This window comes from Marinobacterium sp. LSUCC0821 (genome assembly GCF_012848475.1).
Classification (GTDB): domain Bacteria; phylum Pseudomonadota; class Gammaproteobacteria; order Pseudomonadales; family Balneatricaceae; genus Marinobacterium_E.
The window spans coordinates 1,598,444-1,623,316 of the sequence record NZ_CP051666.1; the positions used below are offsets into that span (position 1 = coordinate 1,598,444).

At 48.3% G+C, this 24,873-nt stretch carries 22 protein-coding genes and 5 tRNA genes; 5 read left to right on the plus strand and 22 right to left on the minus strand.

Features of this window, described 5'->3' with window-relative positions:
* Positions 1-31: 31 nt before the first annotated feature.
* Positions 32-826, plus strand: coding sequence for a 3-methyl-2-oxobutanoate hydroxymethyltransferase (gene panB, locus HH196_RS07700; protein WP_169451560.1), 795 nt, complete (start codon positions 32-34; stop codon positions 824-826).
* 3 nt (positions 827-829) lie between these two features.
* Positions 830-1,678, plus strand: coding sequence for a pantoate--beta-alanine ligase (panC, locus tag HH196_RS07705; RefSeq protein ID WP_169451561.1), 849 nt, complete (start codon positions 830-832; stop codon positions 1,676-1,678).
* Between the two features lie 70 nt (positions 1,679-1,748).
* Here panC and HH196_RS07710 read toward each other — a convergent pair whose 3' ends face one another.
* Entirely contained in the window at positions 1,749-2,582 is an 834-nt protein-coding gene (locus tag HH196_RS07710; protein ID WP_169451562.1) for a 6-carboxytetrahydropterin synthase, read from the minus strand.
* Positions 2,583-2,744: 162 nt separating this feature from the next.
* Here HH196_RS07710 and rsuA point away from each other — a divergent pair, with 162 nt between their 5' ends.
* The 3 genes from rsuA to HH196_RS07725 all read left to right on the plus strand — a co-directional run bounded on the left by rsuA (position 2,745) and on the right by HH196_RS07725 (position 5,157).
* Positions 2,745-3,443, plus strand: coding sequence for a 16S rRNA pseudouridine(516) synthase RsuA (gene rsuA / locus HH196_RS07715; protein WP_169451563.1), 699 nt, complete (start codon positions 2,745-2,747; stop codon positions 3,441-3,443).
* Complete coding sequence (locus HH196_RS07720) at positions 3,436-4,470, plus strand: methyltransferase (RefSeq protein ID WP_169451564.1); 1,035 nt, start codon at positions 3,436-3,438, stop codon at positions 4,468-4,470. Before rsuA ends, HH196_RS07720 begins: the two co-directional genes overlap by 8 nt.
* Before the next feature lie 99 nt (positions 4,471-4,569).
* On the plus strand, positions 4,570-5,157 hold the full coding sequence (locus HH196_RS07725) for a YciC family protein (protein ID WP_169451565.1): 588 nt from the start codon (positions 4,570-4,572) through the stop codon (positions 5,155-5,157).
* Positions 5,158-5,285: 128 nt separating this feature from the next.
* Here HH196_RS07725 and fusA read toward each other — a convergent pair whose 3' ends face one another.
* From fusA to HH196_RS07830, 21 genes are all read right to left on the minus strand, one after another.
* Positions 5,286-7,376, minus strand: a complete 2,091-nt coding sequence (gene fusA, locus HH196_RS07730) for an elongation factor G (RefSeq protein ID WP_169451566.1) — start codon at positions 7,374-7,376, stop codon at positions 5,286-5,288.
* Between the two features lie 110 nt (positions 7,377-7,486).
* Positions 7,487-7,957 carry a 30S ribosomal protein S7 gene (rpsG, locus tag HH196_RS07735; RefSeq protein WP_169451567.1) on the minus strand — a complete coding sequence of 157 codons (471 nt, stop codon included), beginning with the start codon at positions 7,955-7,957 and terminating at the stop codon, positions 7,487-7,489.
* A 148-nt stretch (positions 7,958-8,105) separates the two neighbouring features.
* Positions 8,106-8,480: a 30S ribosomal protein S12 gene (rpsL, locus tag HH196_RS07740; protein WP_169451568.1), complete on the minus strand. Its 375-nt coding sequence runs from the start codon at positions 8,478-8,480 to the stop codon at positions 8,106-8,108.
* A gap of 109 nt (positions 8,481-8,589) precedes the next feature.
* The gene (gene rpoC, locus HH196_RS07745; protein ID WP_169451569.1) at positions 8,590-12,816 is read right to left on the minus strand and encodes a DNA-directed RNA polymerase subunit beta'; all 4,227 of its coding nucleotides are present in this window, start codon (positions 12,814-12,816) and stop codon (positions 8,590-8,592) included.
* Positions 12,817-12,883: 67 nt separating this feature from the next.
* Complete coding sequence (gene rpoB, locus HH196_RS07750) at positions 12,884-16,984, minus strand: DNA-directed RNA polymerase subunit beta (protein ID WP_169451570.1); 4,101 nt, start codon at positions 16,982-16,984, stop codon at positions 12,884-12,886.
* A gap of 176 nt (positions 16,985-17,160) precedes the next feature.
* Positions 17,161-17,535 carry a 50S ribosomal protein L7/L12 gene (rplL, locus tag HH196_RS07755; RefSeq protein WP_169451571.1) on the minus strand — a complete coding sequence of 125 codons (375 nt, stop codon included), beginning with the start codon at positions 17,533-17,535 and terminating at the stop codon, positions 17,161-17,163.
* A gap of 44 nt (positions 17,536-17,579) precedes the next feature.
* On the minus strand, positions 17,580-18,074 hold the full coding sequence (gene rplJ / locus HH196_RS07760) for a 50S ribosomal protein L10 (protein ID WP_169451572.1): 495 nt from the start codon (positions 18,072-18,074) through the stop codon (positions 17,580-17,582).
* A gap of 226 nt (positions 18,075-18,300) precedes the next feature.
* Positions 18,301-18,996: a 50S ribosomal protein L1 gene (rplA, locus tag HH196_RS07765; RefSeq protein WP_169451573.1), complete on the minus strand. Its 696-nt coding sequence runs from the start codon at positions 18,994-18,996 to the stop codon at positions 18,301-18,303.
* On the minus strand, positions 18,996-19,430 hold the full coding sequence (gene rplK / locus HH196_RS07770) for a 50S ribosomal protein L11 (protein WP_169451574.1): 435 nt from the start codon (positions 19,428-19,430) through the stop codon (positions 18,996-18,998). The genes rplA and rplK overlap by 1 nt, the downstream gene beginning before the upstream one ends.
* Positions 19,431-19,528: 98 nt before the next feature.
* The gene (gene nusG, locus HH196_RS07775; RefSeq protein WP_169451575.1) at positions 19,529-20,071 is read right to left on the minus strand and encodes a transcription termination/antitermination protein NusG; all 543 of its coding nucleotides are present in this window, start codon (positions 20,069-20,071) and stop codon (positions 19,529-19,531) included.
* Positions 20,072-20,080: 9 nt separating this feature from the next.
* Positions 20,081-20,449, minus strand: coding sequence for a preprotein translocase subunit SecE (gene secE / locus HH196_RS07780; protein ID WP_169451576.1), 369 nt, complete (start codon positions 20,447-20,449; stop codon positions 20,081-20,083).
* Positions 20,450-20,512: 63 nt separating this feature from the next.
* Positions 20,513-20,588, minus strand: a tRNA-Trp gene (locus tag HH196_RS07785).
* A 163-nt stretch (positions 20,589-20,751) separates the two neighbouring features.
* Positions 20,752-20,826: transfer RNA gene (locus HH196_RS07790), tRNA-Thr, on the minus strand.
* Positions 20,827-20,838: 12 nt separating this feature from the next.
* Positions 20,839-20,913: transfer RNA gene (locus tag HH196_RS07795), tRNA-Gly, on the minus strand.
* Between the two features lie 20 nt (positions 20,914-20,933).
* Positions 20,934-21,017, minus strand: a tRNA-Tyr gene (locus tag HH196_RS07800).
* A gap of 17 nt (positions 21,018-21,034) precedes the next feature.
* A tRNA-Thr gene (locus tag HH196_RS07805) sits at positions 21,035-21,110 on the minus strand.
* A gap of 23 nt (positions 21,111-21,133) precedes the next feature.
* On the minus strand, positions 21,134-21,778 hold the full coding sequence (locus HH196_RS07810) for a hypothetical protein (RefSeq protein ID WP_169451577.1): 645 nt from the start codon (positions 21,776-21,778) through the stop codon (positions 21,134-21,136).
* The gene (locus HH196_RS07815) at positions 21,779-22,501 is read right to left on the minus strand and encodes a type III pantothenate kinase (RefSeq protein WP_169451578.1); all 723 of its coding nucleotides are present in this window, start codon (positions 22,499-22,501) and stop codon (positions 21,779-21,781) included. It abuts the gene before it with no gap.
* Positions 22,491-23,456 (minus strand): bifunctional biotin--[acetyl-CoA-carboxylase] ligase/biotin operon repressor BirA, encoded by a 966-nt coding sequence (birA, locus tag HH196_RS07820; RefSeq protein WP_169451579.1) that lies wholly within the window; start codon positions 23,454-23,456, stop codon positions 22,491-22,493. The genes HH196_RS07815 and birA overlap by 11 nt, the downstream gene beginning before the upstream one ends.
* Before the next feature lie 10 nt (positions 23,457-23,466).
* Positions 23,467-23,973: a dihydrofolate reductase gene (locus HH196_RS07825; RefSeq protein WP_169451580.1), complete on the minus strand. Its 507-nt coding sequence runs from the start codon at positions 23,971-23,973 to the stop codon at positions 23,467-23,469.
* A 33-nt stretch (positions 23,974-24,006) separates the two neighbouring features.
* Positions 24,007-24,858 (minus strand): thymidylate synthase, encoded by an 852-nt coding sequence (locus HH196_RS07830; protein ID WP_169451581.1) that lies wholly within the window; start codon positions 24,856-24,858, stop codon positions 24,007-24,009.
* Positions 24,859-24,873 lie beyond the last annotated feature (15 nt).

The window sequence follows — 24,873 nt, forward strand, 5'->3', positions numbered from 1 at the left end:
GAGCACTCAATAAACCGAAGAGAGTATTTGGATGAAAGCTGTAACCCTGCACGACCTATCTGCAAAAAAACGTGCCGGTGAAAAGTTCGCCGTACTAACTGCTTATGACTCAACCTTCGCCCATGTCGCAAGTAGCGCCGGTGTAGAAGTTTTATTGGTTGGAGACTCTCTCGGCATGGTCCTTCAAGGGGAGAACAGCACACTACCTGTTACCGTTGAGGATATGGCATACCACACCCGTGCTGTTGCTAAAGGGAATCAAGGCGCGCTCATCATGAGTGACCTACCCTTCATGAGCTACGCAACACTTGAGCAAGCACTAGAGTCGTCAGCTGCGATTATGCGTGCAGGTGCACACATGGTGAAGCTTGAGGGTGGAATGTGGTTAGCCGACACGATTAAGGCACTTTCACAACAAGGCGTTCCTGTATGTGCACACCTAGGCCTAACCCCCCAGTCGGTTAATAAACTTGGGGGTTACAAAGTTCAGGGACGTGATAACCATGCAGCGACTCAGATGCTCGAAGATGCAAAACGTCTTGAAGAGGCTGGCGCAGATATCCTGTTACTTGAGTGTGTACCGACACTACTAGCCGCTGAGATCACCAAGAACTCTAACGTCCCTGTAATCGGTATAGGTGCTGGCCACCACACTGATGCTCAGGTATTGGTTATGCACGATATGCTGGGCATTACTCCTGGGCGTACTGCCAAGTTTGTGAAGAATTTCATGGCGGAGGCTACCTCTATACAAGGTGCCATTGAAAAGTACGTTGCTGACGTAAAATCTGCCACATTCCCAGACGCTGACCACAGTTTCGAATAGATCATGAAGACAGTTACTACTATTACGGAGCTGCGTGCAGCAGTCTCTGAAGCTCGCACTGCGGGCAAAAAAGTGGGTTTTGTACCAACCATGGGCAACCTACATCAGGGCCACCTCAATCTCTTAATTAAGGCCCGTGAGATCTCAGACTTTGTTGTCTCTTCGATTTTTGTAAACCCGCTTCAGTTTAATAACAAAGATGATCTAGAGCGCTACCCGCGTACATTGGCCGAAGACCAAGCTAGTCTTGAGGCGTTTGGTTGTGATCTTCTATTTGCACCTGCAGAAGCAGAGGTCTACCCAAACGGACGCGAGTCGCAGACCTTCGTAGAGGTACCTGAGATATCATATATGTACTGTGGCGCTAGCCGTCCAGGGCATTTCCGAGGTGTCAGCACAATCGTTAACAAGCTCTTTAATCTGGTACAACCAGATCTAGCTGTGTTCGGGCGCAAGGACTTTCAACAACTACATGTTATTCGGCGCATGGTTGATGACCTCTCGATGCCAGTCGAGATTATTGGCGTTGAAACCGCACGAGCTGATTCAGGCTTAGCCCTAAGCTCGCGTAATGGTTATCTAACAACCGAAGAGCTTGCAGCGGCACCAACTCTGTATGCGCAGTTGTGCAATATGCGTGATCAAATTCAGGCGGGCTCTAAGGAGTTTGCGGTGATGATTGTGAAGGCTAACGAGGCACTTGAGGCAGCAGGCTTTAAACGAGATTACATTCACATCGTAAACCGTAACACTCTACAGCCAGCAGCAGATGGAGATTCAGAGCTCGTTATTCTCGCAGCTGCCTACTTAGGCCATGCTCGATTGATCGATAATCTTGAGTTTGACCGCTAGCAGCTTAACTGCGATCAGCTAATTCACCCGCTGTTTAAAATAGGGCGAAAAGTCTCGTACAAGCTTCAAATTAGCTTCTAACGAGCGCGCCCTTACCTATCCCTTCAAAACCACGCACCTCAATTTGATGCCCCTGCAGCGCTGCAGATATCTGGTTTGCTAGGTGTTCGGTAATCAGCTCAACGGTAGAGTCCGTCGCAATCATGTAAACCTTGGATGTCGGGAGTTTCAACTCAAAATCCCCCTGAGGTGCCGTGTAGGCGAAGTGAGAGATGCCCTCATCTTCTGAAACCAGATGTGATTGGGTACCTATGTAGATGTCACAAAAGTTTGTTGCCCACTGAGCCTCAAGATTTTTATGGCGCTGTCCATCCACCAGAATTTGAATACGTGAACGGTGGCCATGCGCTATGCGCTGACAGTTACCATCGTGCTTCTGCAATCCATGAGAGTAATGGTAGTAAGCATCCTCTATCACCTCAGGATAGAGTGTCAGATGAATACCTGATACATCTGGAAAGAGCGCTGCCAATTCACCTTCACACCAGCGAGCAACCTGCTCTGGCTCAATTGCCGTGAGAGGCAGAATTTCAAATGCTTGGTGTGGCCCTGAACAGAAAAAGGGTTCGCCCGAAGGGTAACGCCACTTAACAGCTGTTTTAGAACTGTTCACATCAAGTGATAGATTTGGGGTGTTGTGTGCAATAACTAAAGAGTGATCCAGCGTCGCATCAAACCACTGTTTAACGCGTTTTTTGACCACACCAAAGTCACAGATCATCCCCTCATCATTCAGTGTGCCATCTAGCTCAAGTCTAACCGCCCATGATTCACCCACAAGACCGCGTTCTGCATCGAGATAAGAGAAATCAACATGGGTTAAATCATCAACAAAAAGCTTCACAGCACACCTCAATTTTGGAATTGGCGTATTTTATCCTAACCCAAAGTCGGTGAATACTCGGAAGCTGACTCTTGCTCCGCTATACTAGGCCCAAATGTACTTTTGGCTCTGCAACACCCTTTGCGTAGCAACTGAATTTAATCCCGGAAAAATGAGTCCCCAATGCGTCTTGATAAGTATCTTGCCCAAGCAACCGGCTATTCTCGTAAAGATGTGAAGCGCATGCTTCACTCAGAAGAGGTTAGCGTGAATGGCGAGATTGAGCGCAATGCTGCACGGCATGTATCCGATGAAGATGAGGTGGTGCTCGACGGTTATCAAATCGATACCCCGCGCGATCGTTTCATCATGCTCAATAAGCCTGAGGGCTATGTCTGCTCACACGACGAGGGGTCACATCCATCGGTGCTAGGATTAGTCGACATACCACGCCCAGAGAATCTAACGATTGCAGGGCGTTTGGATGTGGATACGACCGGTCTCGTTCTTATGAGCGATGATGGCCAATGGTGCCACCGCATCACCTCACCCCGCCATAAGTTAGGCAAAGTCTATGAAGCCACCCTAGCTGACCCTATTGATGAGAGCTATATAAAAGCCTTTGAGAAAGGGATTCAGCTTAATGGTGAGAAGGGACTTACCAAACCTGCAGAGCTTGAAATATTAGATAGTCACCTCGCTCGCGTCGTTCTCTTTGAGGGACGTTACCATCAGGTTAAACGTATGTTTGCCGCCCTTGGCAACCGCGTTGATGAACTCCATAGACTCTCTATCGGCCCTATTGAACTTGATGAGATGTTAAACCCTGGAGAGTGGCGCGAACTGAGCGACGAGGAAGTAGCGAGCATTCTCAATGGCTAACTACGAATCCCTTATCAACCAGCAGATTAACCAAAACAGAGCGGGACTGCTTGTTGTTGATGAGAACCTCAACCCTGCACTTATAAATAGCTGTGATGGCTGGCATGCTCTCACGAACCGCTTTGACCAACACAATGATCTGTTAAGCCGCGGGTGGTCCTGCACATTTTCCGACTTTGTATGGCCGGGATCATTTAAGGCTGAGGTGCTGGTCTGTCGCATCTCCAAAGAGAAGGCGGTTGTAAACCATATCCTCAATCTTGCGGCTGAACAGCTAAAACCTGGCAGTAAAGTCATTCTACTGGGTGATAAATCAGAAGGGATTAAGAGCTACGCCAAAAATGGTCAAAAGCGACTTGGTGGTATTAGAGAAGAAGAGAAAATTGGCGGTGATAGTTGGAAAATAGAGTTATCAGTAGGCTCTGTTATTGGCGAGCCACTTGATGATCAAAAGTACCCTGAGCTTCGAGAGATCGAAAATGTAGGTAAGTACACACTATTCTCAAAGCCTGGTGTTTACGGCTGGAAAAAGATCGACAAGGGGAGCCAACAGCTCATTGAGCGACTTCCACAAATGCTAGAAGCTACACTTCCGCTGGGTGATATTCGTATCTTAGACCTTGGGTGCGGCTCCGGCTATCTAACAGTTGCCAGCTGCGGTCCTACCACACACGGAGTTGCGACTGATAATAACGCTGCAGCTGTGATGGCAACGTGCCACACTATTGAACAAGCTGGCCTGAATATTGAGACAGTTGTGAGTAATGCTGGCGAAGAGCTTGAGTCAGGGTTTGATGTAATTCTCTGCAACCCCCCTTTTCACAGCGGCTTTGGCATCGATTACGACCTGACTGACCGTTTCTCAAAACAGGCTGCCAGATTGCTAACAAATGACGGTATCGCATGCTTTGTGGTCAATCAGCATGTACCATTAAAGCGAATTGCTTCAGCCTATTTTCACGTCGTTGAACTAGATTTAGACAGCAATAATTTCTGCACATACAAATTGCAAAAACCTAAGCGTTAAGGACCTATGGCTAACAACTATCTCCAACAATCGATCTTCTTTTTCAAAAGCAATCTGAGTGCCCTGATTAGCATACAGCTTCCGTTTATAGTGCTACTGATGTTTCTTCAGACTAGTAGCACTATCGGCATGGCCGATGGCCAAGATATGCAGAAGCAGTTGATGATGCTGACCTTCTTAGATCTGCTGTTTGTACCGATCTATCTAGCCGCAACGCTTTTCTACATGCAGGCAGTGATTGATGGCCGCACACTCACTCCAATGCAATCTTGGCTCATGGGCGTGCGCTGCTGGTTCCGACTTTTTGCAACCTTCTTCCTCTCTGCGATAGCTACAGCATTAGGATTGATGCTGATGATTATTCCAGGAATCTATGTTGGTGTTCGCCTCGCCCTAGCTAACGCTATCTGCGTGCTTGAGAACAAAGGTCCGATGGATGCCATGAAAGAGAGCTGGAGCGCAACCGACGGCATGTTCTGGACGCTATTTAAGGGGTTAGCCCTTATCTACGGCGGACTTTTTGTTGTCGAAGTGATCCTATCACCCCTTGTTGAACCAGGCTCGCTGATATCAATGCTGATCTCAGTTGTGCTCGACTTCTTCAACGTACTCGGCGTTATCTTCTCCTACCGCGTATACCGCGCTTGGCGGGATAAAGAGCCCGTAAGGGATGAGGCGGTTCTTTAAACCTGCGTGAAAACTCTAGCAGCGTAATTGTAAAGCTGGGTCAGACCAAAGGTCAGACCCGCTGCGCTTTAATACTTCAGGCATAAAAAAACCGCCTTACGGCGGTTTTGATCGTTAGGTTGATTTGCTTAGTAGTTAAGCATTCCATCCAATACATGTTTCGGTGCTTCAGCGTAGTTGTCGAACTCCATTGAGTAGGTCGCACGACCCTGTGACGCTGAGCGAAGATCGGTCGCGTAGCCGAACATCTCACCTAGCGGTACGCTTGCACGGATGATCTTACCTGAAGGGGTATCTTCCATGCCTTGGACTAGGCCACGACGGCGGTTAAGGTCACCCATCACATCACCCATGTAATCTTCAGGAGTTACCACCTCAACTTTCATCATCGGCTCAAGCAGACAAGGGTTGGCATCAACGGCAAACTTCTTGAGTGCCTGCGACGCAGCGATCTTGAACGCCATTTCGTTTGAGTCGACTTCATGGAAAGAACCATCGTATAGACGCGCCTTCAAGCCAATCAACGGATAGCCAACAAGGACACCGTTACGCATCTGCTCTGAGATACCTTTTTCAATAGCTGGAATGTACTCTTTTGGAATCACACCACCAGCAATCTCATTGATAAACTCTAGACCTTCATCATCACTCGGAGAGAACTCAATCACTACGTGACCGTACTGACCACGACCACCCGACTGGCGCGCAAATTTGTGGTTTGCAACAACAGAGCTACGAATCTTCTCGCGGTAAGCCACCTGAGGTTTACCGATGTTAGCCTCAACCTTGAACTCACGCTTCATACGATCGACGATGATATCTAGGTGAAGCTCACCCATACCGGAGATGATTGTCTGGCCAGTCTCTTGGTCAGTCTCAACGCGGAAGGATGGGTCCTCCTGTGCCAGTTTACCTAGCGCTATACCCATCTTCTCTTGGTCAGCTTGTGACTTAGGCTCAACAGCAACAGAGATTACCGGCTCAGGGAACTCCATGCGCTCAAGAATAATCTTCTTATCGCCATCACAAAGAGTGTCACCTGTCGTTACATCCTTGATACCGATCAGAGCCGCGATATCGCCTGCGCGAACCTCTTTGATCTCTTCTCGGTTGTTCGCGTGCATCTGCACCATTCGGCCGATACGCTCTTTCTTCTGTTTAACAGAGTTATAGACACTATCACCCGTTTTCAAGACGCCTGAGTAGACACGAACGAACGTCAAGGTACCAACGAATGGGTCGGTAGCGATCTTGAATGCCAGGGCAGCAAACGGCTCTTCATCGTCTGCATGACGCTCTGCAACCGTCTCATCTTTGTCATCAAGGGTACCCTCGATCGCTTTGACTTCTACTGGCGAGGGTAGGTACTCAACAACCGCATCCAGTACCGCCTGGACACCTTTGTTCTTGAATGCAGAACCTGCAAGCATTAGAACGATTTCGTTATTTAGCGTGCGCTGACGAAGACCTGCTTTGATCTCCTCGATGGAGAGTTCACCCTCTTCAAGGTACTTATCCATCAACTCTTCGTTGGCCTCTGCAGCGGCTTCGATCATCTCTTCACGAAGCTCTTCTGCACGTGCCTGTAGATCTGCAGGAATATCTTCAAGGTTGTAGGTCATACCCTGATCTTCTTCGTTCCACATGATCGCTTTCATCTGGATAAGATCAACAACACCTTTAAAGGTATCTTCCGCACCGATTGGGATGTTGATAGGAACAGGAGTCGCGCCTAGACGCTTCTTCAACTGATCAACAACCATATAGTAATCTGCACCCGCACGGTCCATCTTGTTTACAAAGACCATACGTGGAACTTCATATTTGTTCGCCTGACGCCAAACCGTTTCGGTCTGCGGCTGAACACCTGAAGAGGCACACAACACCACAACAGCACCATCAAGTACGCGCAGTGAACGCTCAACTTCGATAGTGAAGTCTACGTGTCCCGGTGTATCGATGATGTTTACACGGTGCTCTTCAAACTGCTGACTCATACCTTTCCAGAAACAGGTCGTTGCAGCTGAGGTGATGGTAATACCACGCTCCTGCTCCTGCTCCATCCAGTCCATCGTCGCAGCACCGTCATGCACTTCACCAATTTTGTGTGACAGGCCAGTGTAGAAAAGAACGCGTTCGGTGGTAGTTGTCTTACCCGCATCAACGTGTGCACAGATACCGATGTTACGGTAGCGAGTAATTGGGGTAGTACGAGCCATTTTGTTAACTCCTAAAAGTAAAAAGCCCTCGCTATAAAACGAAGGCCTTGCCCGCTATTGCTGAGCGCTTTATTGAGGTGATGACCGAAGTCACCACCCAATTAAAGAGCTTAGAAGCGGAAGTGTGCGAATGCTTTGTTAGCTTCAGCCATGCGGTGAACGTCTTCACGTTTCTTAACCGCAGCGCCGCGACCTTCTGCTGCGTCTAGTAGCTCACCAGCTAGACGTAGAGACATGTCTTTCTCACCACGTTTACGCGATGCGTCAACCAGCCAACGCATTGCAAGTGCCATACGGCGTGATGGGCGTACTTCCACAGGTACCTGGTAAGTAGCACCACCAACGCGGCGAGACTTAACTTCGACCATAGGCTGAACAGTTTCAAGCGCTTTATCAAACAGTTCTAGTGGATCTGCTTTAGTACGCTCTTCAACTTTAGCTAGTGCACCGTAAACGATGCTCTCAGCAACAGATTTTTTACCGCTAACCATCAAGTGGTTGATGAATTTAGCCAGTGTTTTATTTCCGAATTTAGGATCCGGTAGAATTTCGCGCTTTGCAGCGACGCGTCTTCTAGGCATGGATAAGTCCTCAAATATTTCGTTTAAAAGGTCTTCAGGTTACTCAGGCAATTAAGCCTGCCCTTACTCTTATCGTCTCGGTCTAGCTACTAGCGCGGACAGGGTCCGTTTTAACAGCTTCGCCGACTCTCAGTGAGAGTTGACGAACTTAAGACTTAGGACGCTTAGCACCGTACTTAGAGCGAGCCTGTTTACGGTCGTTAACGCCCGCACAGTCAAGCGCACCACGTACAGTGTGGTAACGTACACCAGGTAGGTCTTTAACACGACCACCACGGATAAGTACTACCGAGTGCTCCTGTAGGTTGTGACCTTCACCACCGATGTATGAAGAAACTTCAAAGCCGTTCGTTAGACGAACACGGCAAACTTTACGAAGAGCCGAGTTAGGCTTCTTCGGAGTCGTTGTGTAAACGCGGGTACATACGCCACGACGCTGTGGACAAGCTTCTAACGCACGAACGTCAGTCTTCTCTACAACGCGTTTACGTGGCTTGCGTACCAGCTGGTTGATTGTTGCCATTAAGCAAACTCCACGTTAGTTAAACACATAAAAGCTAGAGCGGAATGCCCTAGCTTTCAATGGGGGCGAAATTTTAATCAATTTCACCCCTATTCGTCAATCCTCGAACTTATTCGAAGTCTTCAGCTGAAGCATTTAGTGCTTCAGTCAAAGCTGCTTGTACATCTTCTGCACTCACAGTGACGTTAGATTCTGCACCCATCATACGCTTGCGCTTGCGCTCGCTGTGGTATGCAAGACCTGTACCGGCTGGGATCAAACGACCCACAACCACGTTCTCTTTCAGACCGCGCAAGATATCTTTCTTACCAGTCACAGCACCTTCAGTTAGGACACGAGTAGTCTCCTGGAACGAAGCTGCAGAGATGAACGATTCTGTAGCAAGTGATGCTTTAGTGATACCAAGCAGAATGCGTTCAAACTTAGCTGGAGACTTACCTTCAGCAACAAGTTTCTCATTCGCTTCAACCACTGCAGCGTACTCAGCCTGCTCACCCTGAATGAATTCAGAGTCACCGCCATCAAGAATTTCTACTTTACGTAGCATCTGACGAACGATTACTTCGATGTGCTTATCGTTGATACCTACACCCTGGAGGCGGTATACGTCCTGAATCTCAGAAACAATGTAGTTTGCAAGATCAGTTACACCTAGGACACGTAGGATATCGTGTGCACTTGAAGGACCATCCGAGATCACCTCACCCTTCTCAACCGTTTCACCTTCGAATACGTTGAGTGAGCGCCACTTCTGGATCATGATCTCAAATGGATCTGAACCGTCGTGTGGAGTGATAACGATACGACGCTTACCTTTGGTCTCTTTACCGAAGGTTACAGTACCTGAAATCTCAGCAAGAACAGCCGCTTCTTTTGGCTTACGTGCTTCGAATAGGTCGGCAACGCGTGGAAGACCACCGGTGATATCCTTGTTGACTGTACCTTCCTGCGGTAGACGCGCTAGGACGTCACCGATGCCTACATCAGCACCATCAGCAAGGTTTAGGATAGCGTTAGCTGGAAGCATGTATTGCGCAGGCATTTCAGTACCTTCATGCATTACATCCTTACCTTTCGCATCAACAAGTTTGATCATTGGACGAATATCTTTACCCGCTTGTGGGCGATCTTTCGGATCCAAGATCTCAATAGTTGTAAGACCAGTTAGCTCATCAGTCTGACGCTTAGCAGTAATACCATCTTCAAGACCAACAAACTCGATACGACCTGCCACCTCAGTCACGATTGGGTGAGTGTGTGGGTCCCAGTTTGCAATGATTGCGCCCGCTTCAACGTTTGCGCCATCTTTAGTCTTGATTACAGCACCGTAAGGAACCTTGTAACGCTCGCGCTCACGACCGTGCTCATCGGTAACACCGATCTCACCAGAACGTGAAGTAGCGATTAGGTTGCCATCTGCACGAGTAACAAATTTTAGGTTGTGAAGACGAATTTCACCGCCGTTCTTAACCTGAATATTATCAACAGCTGCAGCTCGAGATGCCGCACCACCGATGTGGAATGTACGCATGGTTAGCTGTGTACCAGGCTCACCGATCGACTGAGCAGCGATAACACCGACAGCTTCACCGATGTTAACCTTATGACCACGACCTAGGTCACGACCGTAACAGCTAGAACAGATACCGTGGCGTGATTCACACGCGATAGCTGTACGAACAACGATCTGGTCGATAGAGCTGTAGGTTTCGTCATTTTCTAGACGAGCAACCCAAGTCTCATCCATCAGCGTACCGGCTTCGATAAGTGTATCTTTGCCTTCAGCATCAAGAACGTCTTGTGCAACCACACGACCCAATACACGCTCACCTAGGTTAACAACAACGTCGCCACCCTCGATAAGAGCCTGCATTGTCAGACCTTGATCAGTACCACAATCCTGCTCAGTTATTACTACGTCCTGCGCAACGTCTACTAGACGACGAGTTAGGTAACCAGAGTTTGCAGTTTTAAGTGCGGTATCCGCTAGACCCTTACGAGCACCGTGAGTCGAGATAAAGTACTGAAGTACGTTTAGACCTTCACGGAAGTTCGCAGTGATCGGCGTTTCGATGATCGAGCCATCCGGCTTAGCCATCAGACCACGCATACCAGCTAGCTGACGAATCTGAGCCGCACTACCACGGGCACCAGAGTCGGCCATCATGTATACCGAGTTGAACGATTCCTGTTCAACTTCCTGACCTTCAGCGTTAACCACTGTGTCAGATTTAAGGTTGTCCATCATCTTCTTAGCAAGCAATTCGTTTGCACGAGACCAGATGTCGACAACCTTGTTGTATTTCTCACCCTGAGTTACAAGACCGTCAGCGAACTGGCGCTCGATCTCTTTAACTTCAGTATCTGCTTCAGCAACGATCTGAACTTTCTCATCTGGGATAACGAAGTCGTTAACACCGATAGATGCACCAGAAAGCGCAGCCTGACGGAAGCCCATGTACATTAGCTGGTCAGCGAAGATTACAGTGTCTTTAAGACCACAACGACGGTACGCTTCGTTTAGAAGACGTGAAATCGCTTTCTTCTTCATCGCCTGGTTGATCAGTTCAAAAGGAAGACCTTTTGGCACGATATCAAACAGCATCGCACGACCAACAGTGGTCTCAACGATTGCAGTGCGAGACTCTTCGTTACCTTCGATGTCACGGATTGTTTCGTGAATACGAACCTTAATGCGCGCCTGCAGGTGAACCTGTTTAGCACCGTACGCACGCTGAACCTCTTTGATATCTGCAAATGCCATGCCTTCGCCCTGCGCATTGATGCGCTCACGAGTCATGTAGTACAGACCCAATACCACGTCCTGTGAAGGAACGATGATAGGTTCACCGTTTGATGGTGAAAGAATGTTGTTCGTAGACATCATCAGAGCACGAGCTTCAAGCTGCGCTTCGATAGTCAACGGAACGTGAACCGCCATCTGGTCACCGTCGAAGTCGGCGTTGTACGCAGCACACACTAGTGGGTGTAGCTGGATCGCTTTACCTTCGATAAGTACAGGTTCGAAAGCCTGAATACCAAGACGGTGAAGTGTTGGTGCACGGTTTAGAAGTACTGGATGCTCACGGATAACCTCATCAAGGATATCCCATACAAGCGGCTCTTCACGCTCAACCATCTTCTTAGCTGCTTTAATCGTAGTTGCGTAACCACGTAGCTCTAGCTTAGAGAAGATGAATGGCTTGAACAGCTCAAGAGCCATCTTCTTAGGAAGACCACACTGGTGAAGACGCAGTGATGGACCTACCACGATTACAGAACGGCCAGAGTAGTCAACACGCTTACCTAGAAGGTTCTGACGGAAACGACCCTGCTTACCTTTGATCATGTCAGCAAGCGACTTAAGTGGACGCTTGTTCGAGCCAGTGATCGCACGACCGCGACGACCGTTATCTAGAAGCGCATCAACTGATTCTTGAAGCATACGTTTTTCGTTACGTACGATGATATCAGGCGCGCTAAGGTCTAGAAGACGTTTCAAACGGTTGTTACGGTTAATTACGCGGCGGTACAGATCGTTAAGATCAGATGTCGCGAAACGGCCACCATCAAGTGGTACAAGTGGACGAAGATCTGGTGGAAGAACAGGAAGAACCTTCATGATCATCCACTGTGGATCGTTGCCAGACTTGTAGAACGCTTCTAGCAGTTTAAGACGCTTAGAAAGCTTCTTAAGCTTAGTCTCAGAGTTAGTCGCTGGAATCTCTTCACGAATCGTTGAGATCTCGTGTTCTAGATCCAAAGAACCTAGAAGACCACCGATCGCTTCAGCACCCATACGGGCATCGAAGTCATCGCCAAACTCTTCAAGCGCTTCAAAGTACTGCTCGTCGTTTAGAAGCTGACCGCGCTGAAGCGTAGTCATGCCTTCATCGATTACGACGAATGATTCAAAGTAAAGTACGCGCTCGATATCACGAAGAGTCATATCTAGCATCAAACCGATACGGCTTGGTAGCGACTTAAGGAACCAGATGTGTGCTACAGGTGATGCAAGCTCGATGTGACCCATGCGCTCACGACGCACTTTAGTCATCGTCACTTCAACGCCACACTTCTCACAGATAACACCGCGATGCTTCATGCGCTTGTACTTACCACATAGACATTCGTAATCCTTTACAGGACCGAAGATCTTGGCACAGAACAGGCCATCACGCTCTGGCTTAAATGTACGGTAGTTGATTGTCTCAGGCTTCTTAACTTCACCGAATGACCATGAACGAATCATTTCCGGTGACGCAAGTGAGATACGAATTGAATCGAATTCATCACTCTGAGTCTGAGTTTTCAACAAATTAAGTAAATCTTTCATTGTCTATAGCTCCTCGGGGGAGAAGGGGCTACATCCAGAGGATGCAGCCCGATGTTCAAATGGGCTCTTACTCGTTCTCTAGCTCGATATCGATACCGAGAGAACGGATCTCTTTGATCAGCACGTTAAATGATTCAGGCATGCCTGGATCCATGCTGTGGTCGCCATCGACGATGTTCTTATACATCTTCGTACGACCATTCACGTCATCGGATTTGACAGTGAGCATCTCTTGTAGCGTGTAGGCTGCGCCGTACGCCTGAAGTGCCCATACCTCCATCTCACCGAAGCGCTGACCACCGAACTGCGCTTTACCACCCAGCGGCTGCTGAGTAACAAGGCTGTAAGAGCCGGTCGAACGTGCGTGCATCTTGTCATCAACCAAGTGGTTAAGTTTCAGCATGTACATGTAACCAACGGTTACCTTACGGTCGAACTGATCACCAGTACGGCCATCAAATAGGGTCACCTGACCACTATCGTCCATGTCTGCAAGACGCAACAGCGCTTTGATTTCAGATTCTTTAGCACCATCAAATACTGGTGTAGCTAGTGGCACACCGCCTTTGAGGTTTTCTGCAAGTGTTAGAACTTCGTCATCGCTTAGCGACTTGATAGTCTCTTTACGCGCACACGCTAGACCGCTGTGATCTGCGTTGTATACCGCTTCAAGGAACTCACGAACTTCTTTAACTTTTTCAGCCTTCTTACGCTCTACTTCAAGCATAGCGTTGATCTTACGACCTAGGCCTTTAGCTGCAGCACCCATGTGAGTCTCTAGGATCTGACCTACGTTCATACGAGACGGTACACCCAGTGGGTTTAGAACCACATCTACTGGTTCGCCGTTCTCATCGTAAGGCATATCTTCAACTGGCATGATTACAGAGATAACACCCTTGTTACCGTGACGGCCTGCCATCTTGTCACCAGGCTGTACGCGACGCTTAGTAGCAACGTAAACCTTAACAATCTTCAGTACGCCAGGTGCTAGGTCATCACCTGTCTGCAGTTTAGATTTCTTATCTTCGAAACGCTTATCAAGCTGCTCACGACGCTCTTCAAGCTGCTTCTTAGCTGCTTCAAGCATCTCTGCTGCAGCAGAGTCAGATACGCGAATCTTGAACCACTCATCGTGTGCAAGGCCAGATAGGAATTCAGAGGTAATCTCTTCACCCTTCTTAAGACCAGCACCACCGTCAGCTTTGATACCAACAAGTGCACGCGCTAGACGCTCGAATGTAGCTGTCTCAACGATACGGAACTCATCGTTAAGGTCTTTACGGATCGACGCAAGCTCATCTGCTTCAATTGCAAGTGCACGCTCGTCTTTCTCAACGCCGTCACGAGTGAATACCTGTACATCGATAACTTTACCGATCGTACCTGTCTTAACGCGTAGCGAAGTATCTTTAACGTCAGACGCTTTCTCTCCGAAGATAGCACGTAGTAGCTTCTCTTCTGGTGTAAGCTGAGTTTCACCCTTAGGTGTCACTTTACCAACTAGAATGTCACCAGGACCTACTTCTGCACCAATGTGCACGATGCCTGACTCATCTAGCTTAGCTAGTGCTGACTCACCAACGTTTGGAATATCCGCAGTAATCTCTTCAGAACCCAACTTAGTATCACGAGATACACAAGTTAGCTCTTGGATATGGATAGTCGTGAAACGGTCTTCCTGAACCACACGCTCAGAGATAAGGATCGAGTCCTCGAAGTTGAAGCCGTTCCAAGGCATGAACGCGATGCGCATGTTTTGACCAAGCGCTAGCTCACCTAGGTCTACAGATGGACCATCGGCAAGGATATCACCACGAGCCACACTCTCACCTAGCGTTACGATTGCACGCTGGTTGATACATGTATTCTGGTTCGAGCGAACATACTTAGTCAGGTTGTAGATATCTACACCCGCATCACCCGCTGTAATTTCATCATCGTGTACACGAACCACAACACGGCTCGCGTCAACTGATTCGATTACACCACCACGCTTAGCAACCACACACACGCCTGAGTCGGTCGCAACGTTACGCTCGATACCAGTACCTACGAGTGGCTTATCCGCACGTAGAGTTGGTACAGCCTGACGCTGCATGTTCGAACCCATCAATGCACGGTTCGCGTCATCATGCTCTAGGAACGGAATCAATGCCGCTGCTACAGACACAACCTGGCGAGGAGAGACGTCCATGTACTGAACGCGCTCTTTTGGCATAACGGTTGTTTCGTTCATATGACGAACAGTAACAAGTTCGTCAGTAAGCTGGTTCTTAGCATCCACTGTTGCAGATGCCTGTGCGATAACGAAGTTAGACTCTTCAATCGCTGATAGGTAATCAATATCGTCAGTCACTTTGTTGTCGACTACACGACGGTATGGAGTCTCAAGGAAACCATAGTCGTTAGTACGCGCAAATACTGCCAACGAGTTGATAAGACCGATGTTTGGACCTTCCGGTGTTTCGATAGGACATACACGACCGTAGTGAGTTGGATGTACGTCACGTACTTCGAAACCTGCACGCTCACGCGTTAGACCACCTGGGCCAAGCGCAGAGACACGACGCTTGTGCGTGATCTCTGAAAGCGGGTTGTTCTGGTCCATGAACTGTGAAAGCTGAGACGAACCAAAGAACTCTTTGACCGCAGCAGCAACTGGCTTAGCGTTGATCAGATCCTGTGGCATTAGGTTGTCAGATTCAGCCATGCTTAGGCGCTCACGCACAGCACGCTCAACACGAACAAGACCTACGCGGAACTGGTTCTCAGCCATTTCGCCAACAGAACGGATACGACGGTTACCTAGGTGGTCGATGTCATCGACAACGCCTTTACCGTTACGGATTTCGATCAGTGTCTTAAGTACGTCAAGGATATCCTCTTTAGATAGGATACCTGCGCCAACCTCTTCTTCACGACCAAGGCGACGGTTGAACTTCATACGGCCTACCGCAGAAAGATCGTAGCGTTCTTCAGAGAAGAATAGGTTTTCGAATAGTGATTCAGCAGACTCTTTAGTTGGTGGCTCACCAGGACGCATCATACGGTAGATCTCTACCAACGCTTCCAACTGGTTGCGAGTAGGGTCAATACGTAGTGTGTCTGATACGAACGAACCACAATCTAGCTCGTTAGTGTAAAGAGTATCAATACGAGTGATACCAGCTTTAATAAGCTTAGCTACCGACTCTTCTGTCAGTTCAGTGTTACATGGAAGTAGCACTTCACCGGTAGCCGGATCAACGATATCAACTGCAGTTGACTTGCCTGCTAGGTACTCAAGTGGGGTCTCTAGCTGAGTCATGCCATCTTTTTGCATCTGACGAATGTGACGAGGAGTGATACGACGACCCGCTTCGACAATCACTTCACCTTTAGGGCCAGTGATTTCAAATGTCATTGTTTCGCCGCGAAGACGCTCTGGAATCAGATCCATCTGCACTTTATCGCCAGCCAGGTTCCAACCTGTAGTCTCGAAGAACATCCCAAGGATCTCTTCAGCCTGGTAGCCAAGTGCGCGCAATAGGATAGTTGCAGGCAGTTTACGGCGACGGTCGATACGCACGAATAGCGAATCTTTTGGATCAAACTCAAAGTCCAACCATGAACCACGGTATGGAATGATGCGAGCCGAATATAGCAGCTTGCCAGATGAGTGTGTTTTACCCTTGTCGTGGTCGAAGAATACACCAGGTGAACGGTGGAGCTGCGATACGATAACGCGCTCAGTACCGTTGATTACAAAGGTACCATTCTCAGTCATGAGCGGAATTTCGCCCATGTAGACTTCTTGCTCTTTAATGTCTTTAACCGCTTTCGTAGACGAATCGCGATCGTAGATCACTAGACGCACTTTAACGCGCAGAGGCGCTGCGTAAGTGATACCACGCTGCTGACACTCTTTAACGTCGAATACCGGTTCACCTAAACGGTAACCTGCGTATTCCAGCGCAGCGTTTCCAGAGTAAGAAACGATTGGGAATACAGAATTGAATGCAGCGTGCAAACCTTCTTCGGTGCGACCTTCAGAAGTTTGGTCTGCCTCTAGAAACTTACGGTAAGAATCCAGTTGAATTGCGAGCAGGTAAGGAATGTCCATTACCTGACCGAGCTTACTGAAATCCTTACGGATGCGTTTCTTCTCAGTGTATGAATAAGCCATCAGTGTTCCCCAGCATGTGCATCTAGGTTGAGAAACCAAAACCCGCATAAAAACGGGTCAATACGTTCCGTTAAAAATCCATCTATTTATAACGGAAAAAGGCCGGTGGCATTTTTGCCACCAGCCATACGCTTACAATGCAGCGTTAAGCTGCTTGTCGCGCAGAGAGCTCAAGATTACTTAAGCTCGACAGTTGCGCCAGCTTCTTCAAGTTCTTTCTTGAGAGCTTCTGCGTCGTCTTTAGAAGCGCCTTCTTTGATTGTTGAAGGAGCACCGTCAACCATCTCTTTCGCTTCTTTAAGACCAAGGCCAGTCGCAGCACGAACAACCTTGATAACGTTAACTTTCTTCTCGCCAGCAGCAGTAAGAACAACGTCGAAGTCGCTCTTCTCTTCAGCAGCGCCACCAGCGTCGCCGCCAGCTGGGCCAGCAACTACTGCAGCAGCAGCAGAAACGCCGAATTTCTCTTCCATTGCAGAAACTAGTTCAACAACGTCCATTACTGACATTTCAGCAATTGCATTTAGGATATCGTCTTTAGACAGAGACATGATTAATTCCTTTAAAAAATCTTAAACTGTAAATCAAGCCGCTATTAAGCTGCCTGACCTTCTTTCTGAACGCGTACCGCATCGAGAGTACGTACAAGCTTGCCAGCAGCTGCTTCTTTCATGCAGCTCATTAGCTTCGCTAGTGCTTCTTCGTATGTCGGTAGGCTTGCTAACATAGCGATGTCAACGACATTGCCTTCGAAGGCAGCTGTTTTCAGCTCAAACTTCGCATTGTTTTTCGCAAAATCCTTAAGGATACGGGCGCCCGCACCTGGGTGTTCTTGCGAGAAAGCAATGATAGTTGGACCTACGAAAGAGTCCGCTAGACATTCAAAAGCTGTGCCCTCTACTGCACGACGTGCTAGCGTGTTACGTACGACTTTAAGCCATACACCCGCTTCACGTGCCTGCTTACGCAGTGCAGTCATATCGCCTACTTCAACGCCACGGGAATCCGCAACGACAGCAGACAATGCAGAGTTAGCAGCTTCCTGAACTTCAGCGACGATCGCTTTTTTCTGTTCAAGTCCTATTGCCACAATTTACTCCTGGTTGTCTTTCGACATATTTACCAACCACCCCGCTTACGCGAGGCATGAGTACGGTGGAATTAGATTCAATATGAATCTCACCGTCTGCGCAGGCTGGTTGGCCCATTAAGATAACTTTGACCGGTTCACACCGAGTTATCACCTGCGGTCTTTGACGGCCTTCTTCTCTGTCAGACAGAGGGCGAAGACCCTCAAAAAACCATTACCTAATTGATTAAGCGTCTAGAGAAGCCTGATCAACTAGAAGACCTGGACCCATAGTGGTCGACAAGGTCACTTTCTTAACGTACACGCCTTTAGCTGATGCAGGCTTAAGTTTCTTAAGGTCTGCAAGAAGCGCTGATACGTTTTCTTGAATCTGTTTTGGTTCGAATGAAACCTTACCAACAGACGCATGGATGATACCGTTCTTATCAGTACGGAAACGTACCTGACCAGACTTAGCGTTTTTAACAGCGCCAGCAACGTCAGGAGTTACAGTACCAACTTTAGGGTTTGGCATCAGACCGCGTGGACCTAGGACAGTACCTAGAGCACCAACAACGCGCATTGCGTCTGGGCTAGCGATCACTACGTCGAAGTCTAGGTTGCCAGCCTTGATAGACTCAGCAAGATCTTCGAAACCTACGATGTCAGCACCAGCTTCTTTTGCTTTCTCAGCGTTATCGCCCTGAGCAAAAACTGCTACACGTACATCTTTACCTGTACCGTTAGGAAGTACAGTTGAGCCACGAACAACCTGGTCAGATTTACGTGGATCAACGCCAAGGTTGATTGCAACGTCTACTGATTCAGCGAACTTGACTGCAGAAACATCTTTAAGTACCTGAGTAGCTTCTTCAGCAGAGTAAACTTTACCTACTACAACTTTCTCAGCAATCGCCTTCTGGCGCTTAGTTAGCTTAGCCATTACTCATCACCCTCAACGATCAAGCCCATACGACGAGCAGAGCCCGCGATTGTACGAACAGCCGCATCCATATCAGATGCAGTTAGGTCTGGCATCTTAACAGTTGCAATCTCTTCTAGCTGAGCGCGAGTAACAGTACCCACTTTCTCAGTGTTTGGACGAGATGAACCGCTCTTAAGACCAACAGCTTTCTTAAGAAGAATAGACGCTGGAGGAGTCTTAGTGATGAAAGTAAAGCTGCGATCCGCGTAAACAGTGATCACAACAGGGATTGGCATGCCAGGCTCCATCGACTGAGTCTGTGCGTTGAACGCTTTACAGAACTCCATGATGTTAACGCCTTTCTGACCTAGTGCAGGACCTACTGGCGGACTTGGGTTCGCCTGACCTGCTTTAACCTGCAACTTAATGTAGGCATCGATTTTCTTAGCCATTGAGCTACTCCTTTGGGTTCAAACGCCTTTCGGCTCCCCTTTACACAACAAAAACCGAGCAACCAAAAAGCTGCTCAGCCCTTATAAAATCTTGGCAATTAAGCCTTTTCGACCTGACGGAATTCCAATTCAACTGGTGTTGAACGACCGAAGATCAATACTGCAACTTTGAGGCGAGACTTCTCGTAATCAACCTCTTCAACAACGCCATTGAAGTCAGCAAATGGACCATCGTTAACACGAACCATTTCACCCGCTTCAAACATTGTTTTAGGACGCGGCTTATCAACACCACTCTCAACACGCTGCAGAATCTGCTCAGCTTCACGCTCAGTAATTGGTGCAGGCTTATCCGCAGTACCACCGATAAAACCTAAAACACGCGGCGTACTTTTAACAAGGTGCCAAGTCTCATCGTTCATAACCATGTTCACAAGAACATAACCTGGGTAGAACTTACGCTCAGACTTACGCTTTTTACCGTCACGGATCTCTACAACTTCTTCGGTAGGAACAAGAATGTCACCAAAGAGACTCTCCATGCCGTTACGCTCTACCGCCTCGTTTAGGCCCGCCATTACGCGCTTCTCGTAACCAGAGTATGCGTGTACTACGTACCAGCGTTTCTTCTCAGTGCTCATATAAACCTCTTAACCGATAAAGCCAGACACTACCCAACCGAGCAGCGAATCCAAGCCCCACAGAAGCAGACCCACGATCAAAACTGCAACCACAACGATCAATGTAGTCTGCAGCGTCTCTTGACGCGTTGGCCACACAACCTTGCGGATCTCGTTCTTAGCTTCTTTAAACAAACGGAAGAACGCCTTACCCTTTGCCGTCTGCAATGCAAGAAAACCAGCTACAACTGCTAAAGCAAGAAGAGCAAGAACTCGATAAAGGAGAGACTCGGTTGCGTAGATTGAATTACCAACTACACCCACAGCCACGATCGCAATGACCACAAGCCACTTCAAGCCATCCAATTTTGATACGTCGTTAGACACTTTTGAGTTCACGTAAAGCCTCTGCCTTTTCAAACACTTAAGCTTGTTTTATGCGTTATACCACCTTTAAAAAGGTGGCAGGGTAGGAGGGACTCGAACCCCCAACCTGCGGTTTTGGAGACCGCTGCTCTGCCAATTGAGCCACTACCCTATACAACAAGGGACGCGCATTATACCCGCCTAAAACTCCAAATTCAATATAAAAATCCAGGGATTTTAGTGAGTTGCAATGCGGTTAATGAATAATCTCGAACCCTACCAACCACAAATACCAGACATAAAAAAAGGCAGACAATCTATCTACCTTACTATCATGGAGCTCATGGGCGGATTTGAACCGCCGACCTCACCCTTACCAAGGGTGTGCTCTACCCCTGAGCTACATGAGCGATAATCGATATTGGAGCGGGTAGCGGGAATCGAACCCGCCTCTTCAGCTTGGAAGGCTGAGGTAATAGCCACTATACCATACCCGCCGAGAAGGAGCTGATCGAGATGGTGGTGGGAGATGGATTCGAACCATCGAAGCTTTCGCGTCGGATTTACAATCCGATCCCTTTGGCCACTCGGGAACCCCACCACGGACTTCCTGCTGAATGGTGCCGGCACCAAGAGTCGAACTCGGGACCTACTGATTACAAGTCAGTTGCTCTACCAACTGAGCTATACCGGCTCAGCAACGAAGTGGGGCGTATCTTACTGATCGAGTTTGCCTGATGCAACCCCTTCACAGTGATTTTTTTCAATTTCTGCAAATGGCCAGCGTTTAGCAACCAATTTGAGAATTTTTTGATCAATTTCAAAGCCTTGAAGGTAGCTAAAATCGACCTGATAGGTTGGAACCTGTGAATAAGCAGGCTTAAACCGTAGACGCGATTTTAGCTCAGCTGGAAATTCTTTTGCAAAGGTTTCTGAGGCCAATTCGTCAGAAAATTGCCCAAATACCAGTGCACCATCACGCGACTCTGGCAACCAGCCCAGTTTTGCTAGCTCATCTAGCAGAGTTATACGTGATGCAGAGTCAGCAGGCAGCGGCATTTCAACTCGCAACCCAACCTGCATTGGCGGTGATTGTCTCTGGATTACATCTTCAATTAGCGCTTCATCTAAAAATGACGCTAGGGATTCAGCCTCATATTCGGTTTCTAATTTCACAAACGAGGCGCACTCTCTTGGTCGAAGGCTCGGTCTCTCAGATTCCGATAACTCAGAGATAAGCTTCTGACCTGCAGGACGTATGTCAGGCTGACGGATCGCATCTGCAAATCTATACTGCTGTGCATACCAGAGGAACAACAGCGAGTTAACTAATAGCGTCAGCAACAGAACCCAGCGCAACATCTATACGACACCCCGCTTTGCAAACTGAAGCCCATCCATAACAATCTCTTCGACAGTTGCCACCAGTTTTGTATCGCCAAGCCGCTCTTGGAGGCGCCAAGCATCACCACCAGCAAGCAGTATCTGGGCATCGACATCAAAATTATCTCGCAACTGTTTAAGCGACATAGCTAGCCCATCAAACACAAACCCTGCTCCCGCTGCCACACAGGAAGCGGTATCATTGCCACCAAACTGATTATCCGATTCAACCTGCGCAAACCTAACCTTAGCAGTCTGCCCAAGCAGTGCACTCTGCTGCATAGAGAACCCAGGAAGGATATAACCCCCGACATGAACCCCATCTCTAGAGAGAAGATCGACCGTTACCGCACTCCCTGCATCAACAACAACCACTGGGGCCTGAGTTCTATGTCGAGCTGCGAGAAGCGCCAACCAGCGATCCACCCCCATACGAACTGGCTCTTTATATAGACAGGTCACACCGCCCGCGTTTTCAGTCACCTCAGCAAACTCAGCACGCACACCATAGGTATCAAAAATCTTATCCGCCAATTGAGCATTGGCTTCAGAACTGGCAACAGATCCAACCCAGACCTCTGAAATAGATAGTACCGGCAGCTCGAGCTTCTCTAAATATTCTCTGCCGCGCTGCGTGACTGCCTTACCATCAACAATGCGCCACTTAACAAAGGTATTTCCAAAGTCTACTTCAAGACGCATTCGAAACACCTCTGAGTGACACTTCACCACCTTGGAAAATCTGCTCACCACTATCAGTCAGCAACCGAAGTGCTCCGCTCGCATCGACTCCACTGCAAGTACCTAGAATCTCTCTATCACCGATGAGCAACTTAACCACTTCATTCTGATATGCGTTCGCAGCCTGCCAGCGATCAACCATCGGGGTGAAACCGTTGAGTTCAAATTCAGACAGCATTTCGATTAATTGAGTTACGACAGCAGACAATACATTAGTACGACTCACACCTTTAGCCCGAAGCCCTGAGAGATCCGCCCAAGGCTGATCGATAGCCGATGCACTATCAAGAGGCATATTAACGTTCAATCCAATACCGATCACCGCAGCACAGTCACCAGATAGATCTCCACCAATCTCTATGAGAATTCCCGCAAGCTTGCGACCATCCAGCAGAATATCATTTGGCCACTTCAGTGACACGCCCTCAACACCAAGGGACCTTAGGGCATCGTGCACGGCTAAACCAACAGCCAAACTCAACCCTTCCAGCGCGGCAACACCGCCTGAGAATGGCCAACCTAATGAGAAGTAGAGATTTGCCGCATAGGGACTTACCCAAGCCCGTCCCCGTCTTCCCTTTCCACCTGTTTGGTATTCAGAAACCACCAAAGGGTATTTAACGCCTTCGGCAATTAAGCGCTGCACATCCCGATTTGTCGATTCGGTTGTGCTCAAAAGAGTTGGCGATAAATTAGAAGATGCAAAGTGCTCATTAAGAGTCTGCGCATCAAGAAGATCCAATCCGCCTGGGATACGATAGCCACGCCCACGAATCGAGTTAATCTGAATTCCCAAATCAGCGAGGCTTTTCATGTGCTTCCAGATCGCTGCTCGAGTCACTCCACAGCACTTAGCGAGATCACTTCCACTATGGAACTGACCATCAGCCAAGAGCGTGAGTAACGTCTGATTCAAGGAATCACCCCTATTTGCGGTCGTACACAACAAAGGCGTAGGGGTAACGATTTGGCTGATCTCCCGCTGGATATGAATCCCGAGCTATCTCCTGCCACTTGCTATAGTCGATTTCCGGAAAGTGAGCATCACCCTCAGGCTCCCCATCGACTTGAGTGATATACATACGATCAACCAATCCAAGTGATTGTGCATAGATCTGAGCACCGCCCATCACAATCGCCTCTTCACCACCCTCGATCAGCAACTGCGCTTCAGCCATTTCAACTGCAGCCTCTAGGCTATTCACAATACGAACACCTTCTGCACTCCAATTGGCATCACGAGTAATTACGATATTAGTGCGCCCTGGTAACGGTCTACCAATCGACTCATAGGTTTTACGACCCATAATGACCGGCTTACCCATCGTCACCTGCTTAAAGTAGCGAAGATCTTCTGGCAGATACCAAGGCAATTTATTGTCATTACCAATGACTCGATTTTTACCCTGAGCAACAATCAATGCCAACTTCATACAAACTCCTATCGCCAACGACTACTTACTAAACTACACCGAGAATGGGTATTGAATTGCATCGTGATACTGATAACCGGCAACCTCAAAATCGTCCGTGGTTACCCAAGTCTCTAAATCTTCGAGAGACTTAATATCTGGATTAATTTTCAACTGCGGGCTCGGGAAAGGCTCACGCTTTAGCTGCACATCTCGCATCAACTCGACCTGATCCTCATAGATGTGCGCGTTGACAATCTTATGGTAGGCCTTAGCTGGCTTATTGCCTGTAATCTGCGCCATCAATGCCAATAACACATAGACCTGCACCTGATTAAAGTTAAGCCCAAGCGGGACATCACAGCTGCGCTGGTAAGAGGTCAAAAAGAGCTGATCACCCAACAACGAAAAGGTGTGTGTATGCATACATGGACGCAGGCAACCTAGGTGAAACTCGCCAGGGTTATAGAAGGTTAAGATCTCACCTCGGTCATCCACACCCCGCGAAAGGTTGTTTACAATCTTCTTCAGCTGATCGACAACAGTTCCATCAGATGAAGTCCAATTACGTCCCTGCACACCATAGACGCGCCCCATATCATCCTCGCCTTTGCGAGCAGGATTATCCAGCCAGGCATCGTTCTCATTGGCATTGGCATTCCAGGTATTACACCCTATCGCCCTGAACTGAGCAGCACTGTCATACCCCCTGAGGTAACCGAGCAGCTCAGCGATTGCGGCTTTGTAGAAGCTCTTGCGGGTTGTAACAAGCGGAAATTGATTATTGCCCACGTCATACTCGAGGTTTGCATCAACAACCGTCAGACACCCCTTTCCGGTTCGCTCATTACCTATCCAAACTCCCTCATCAATGATTCGCTGACAGAGTTCTAAATACTGTTTCATAACAACGCCTTAATT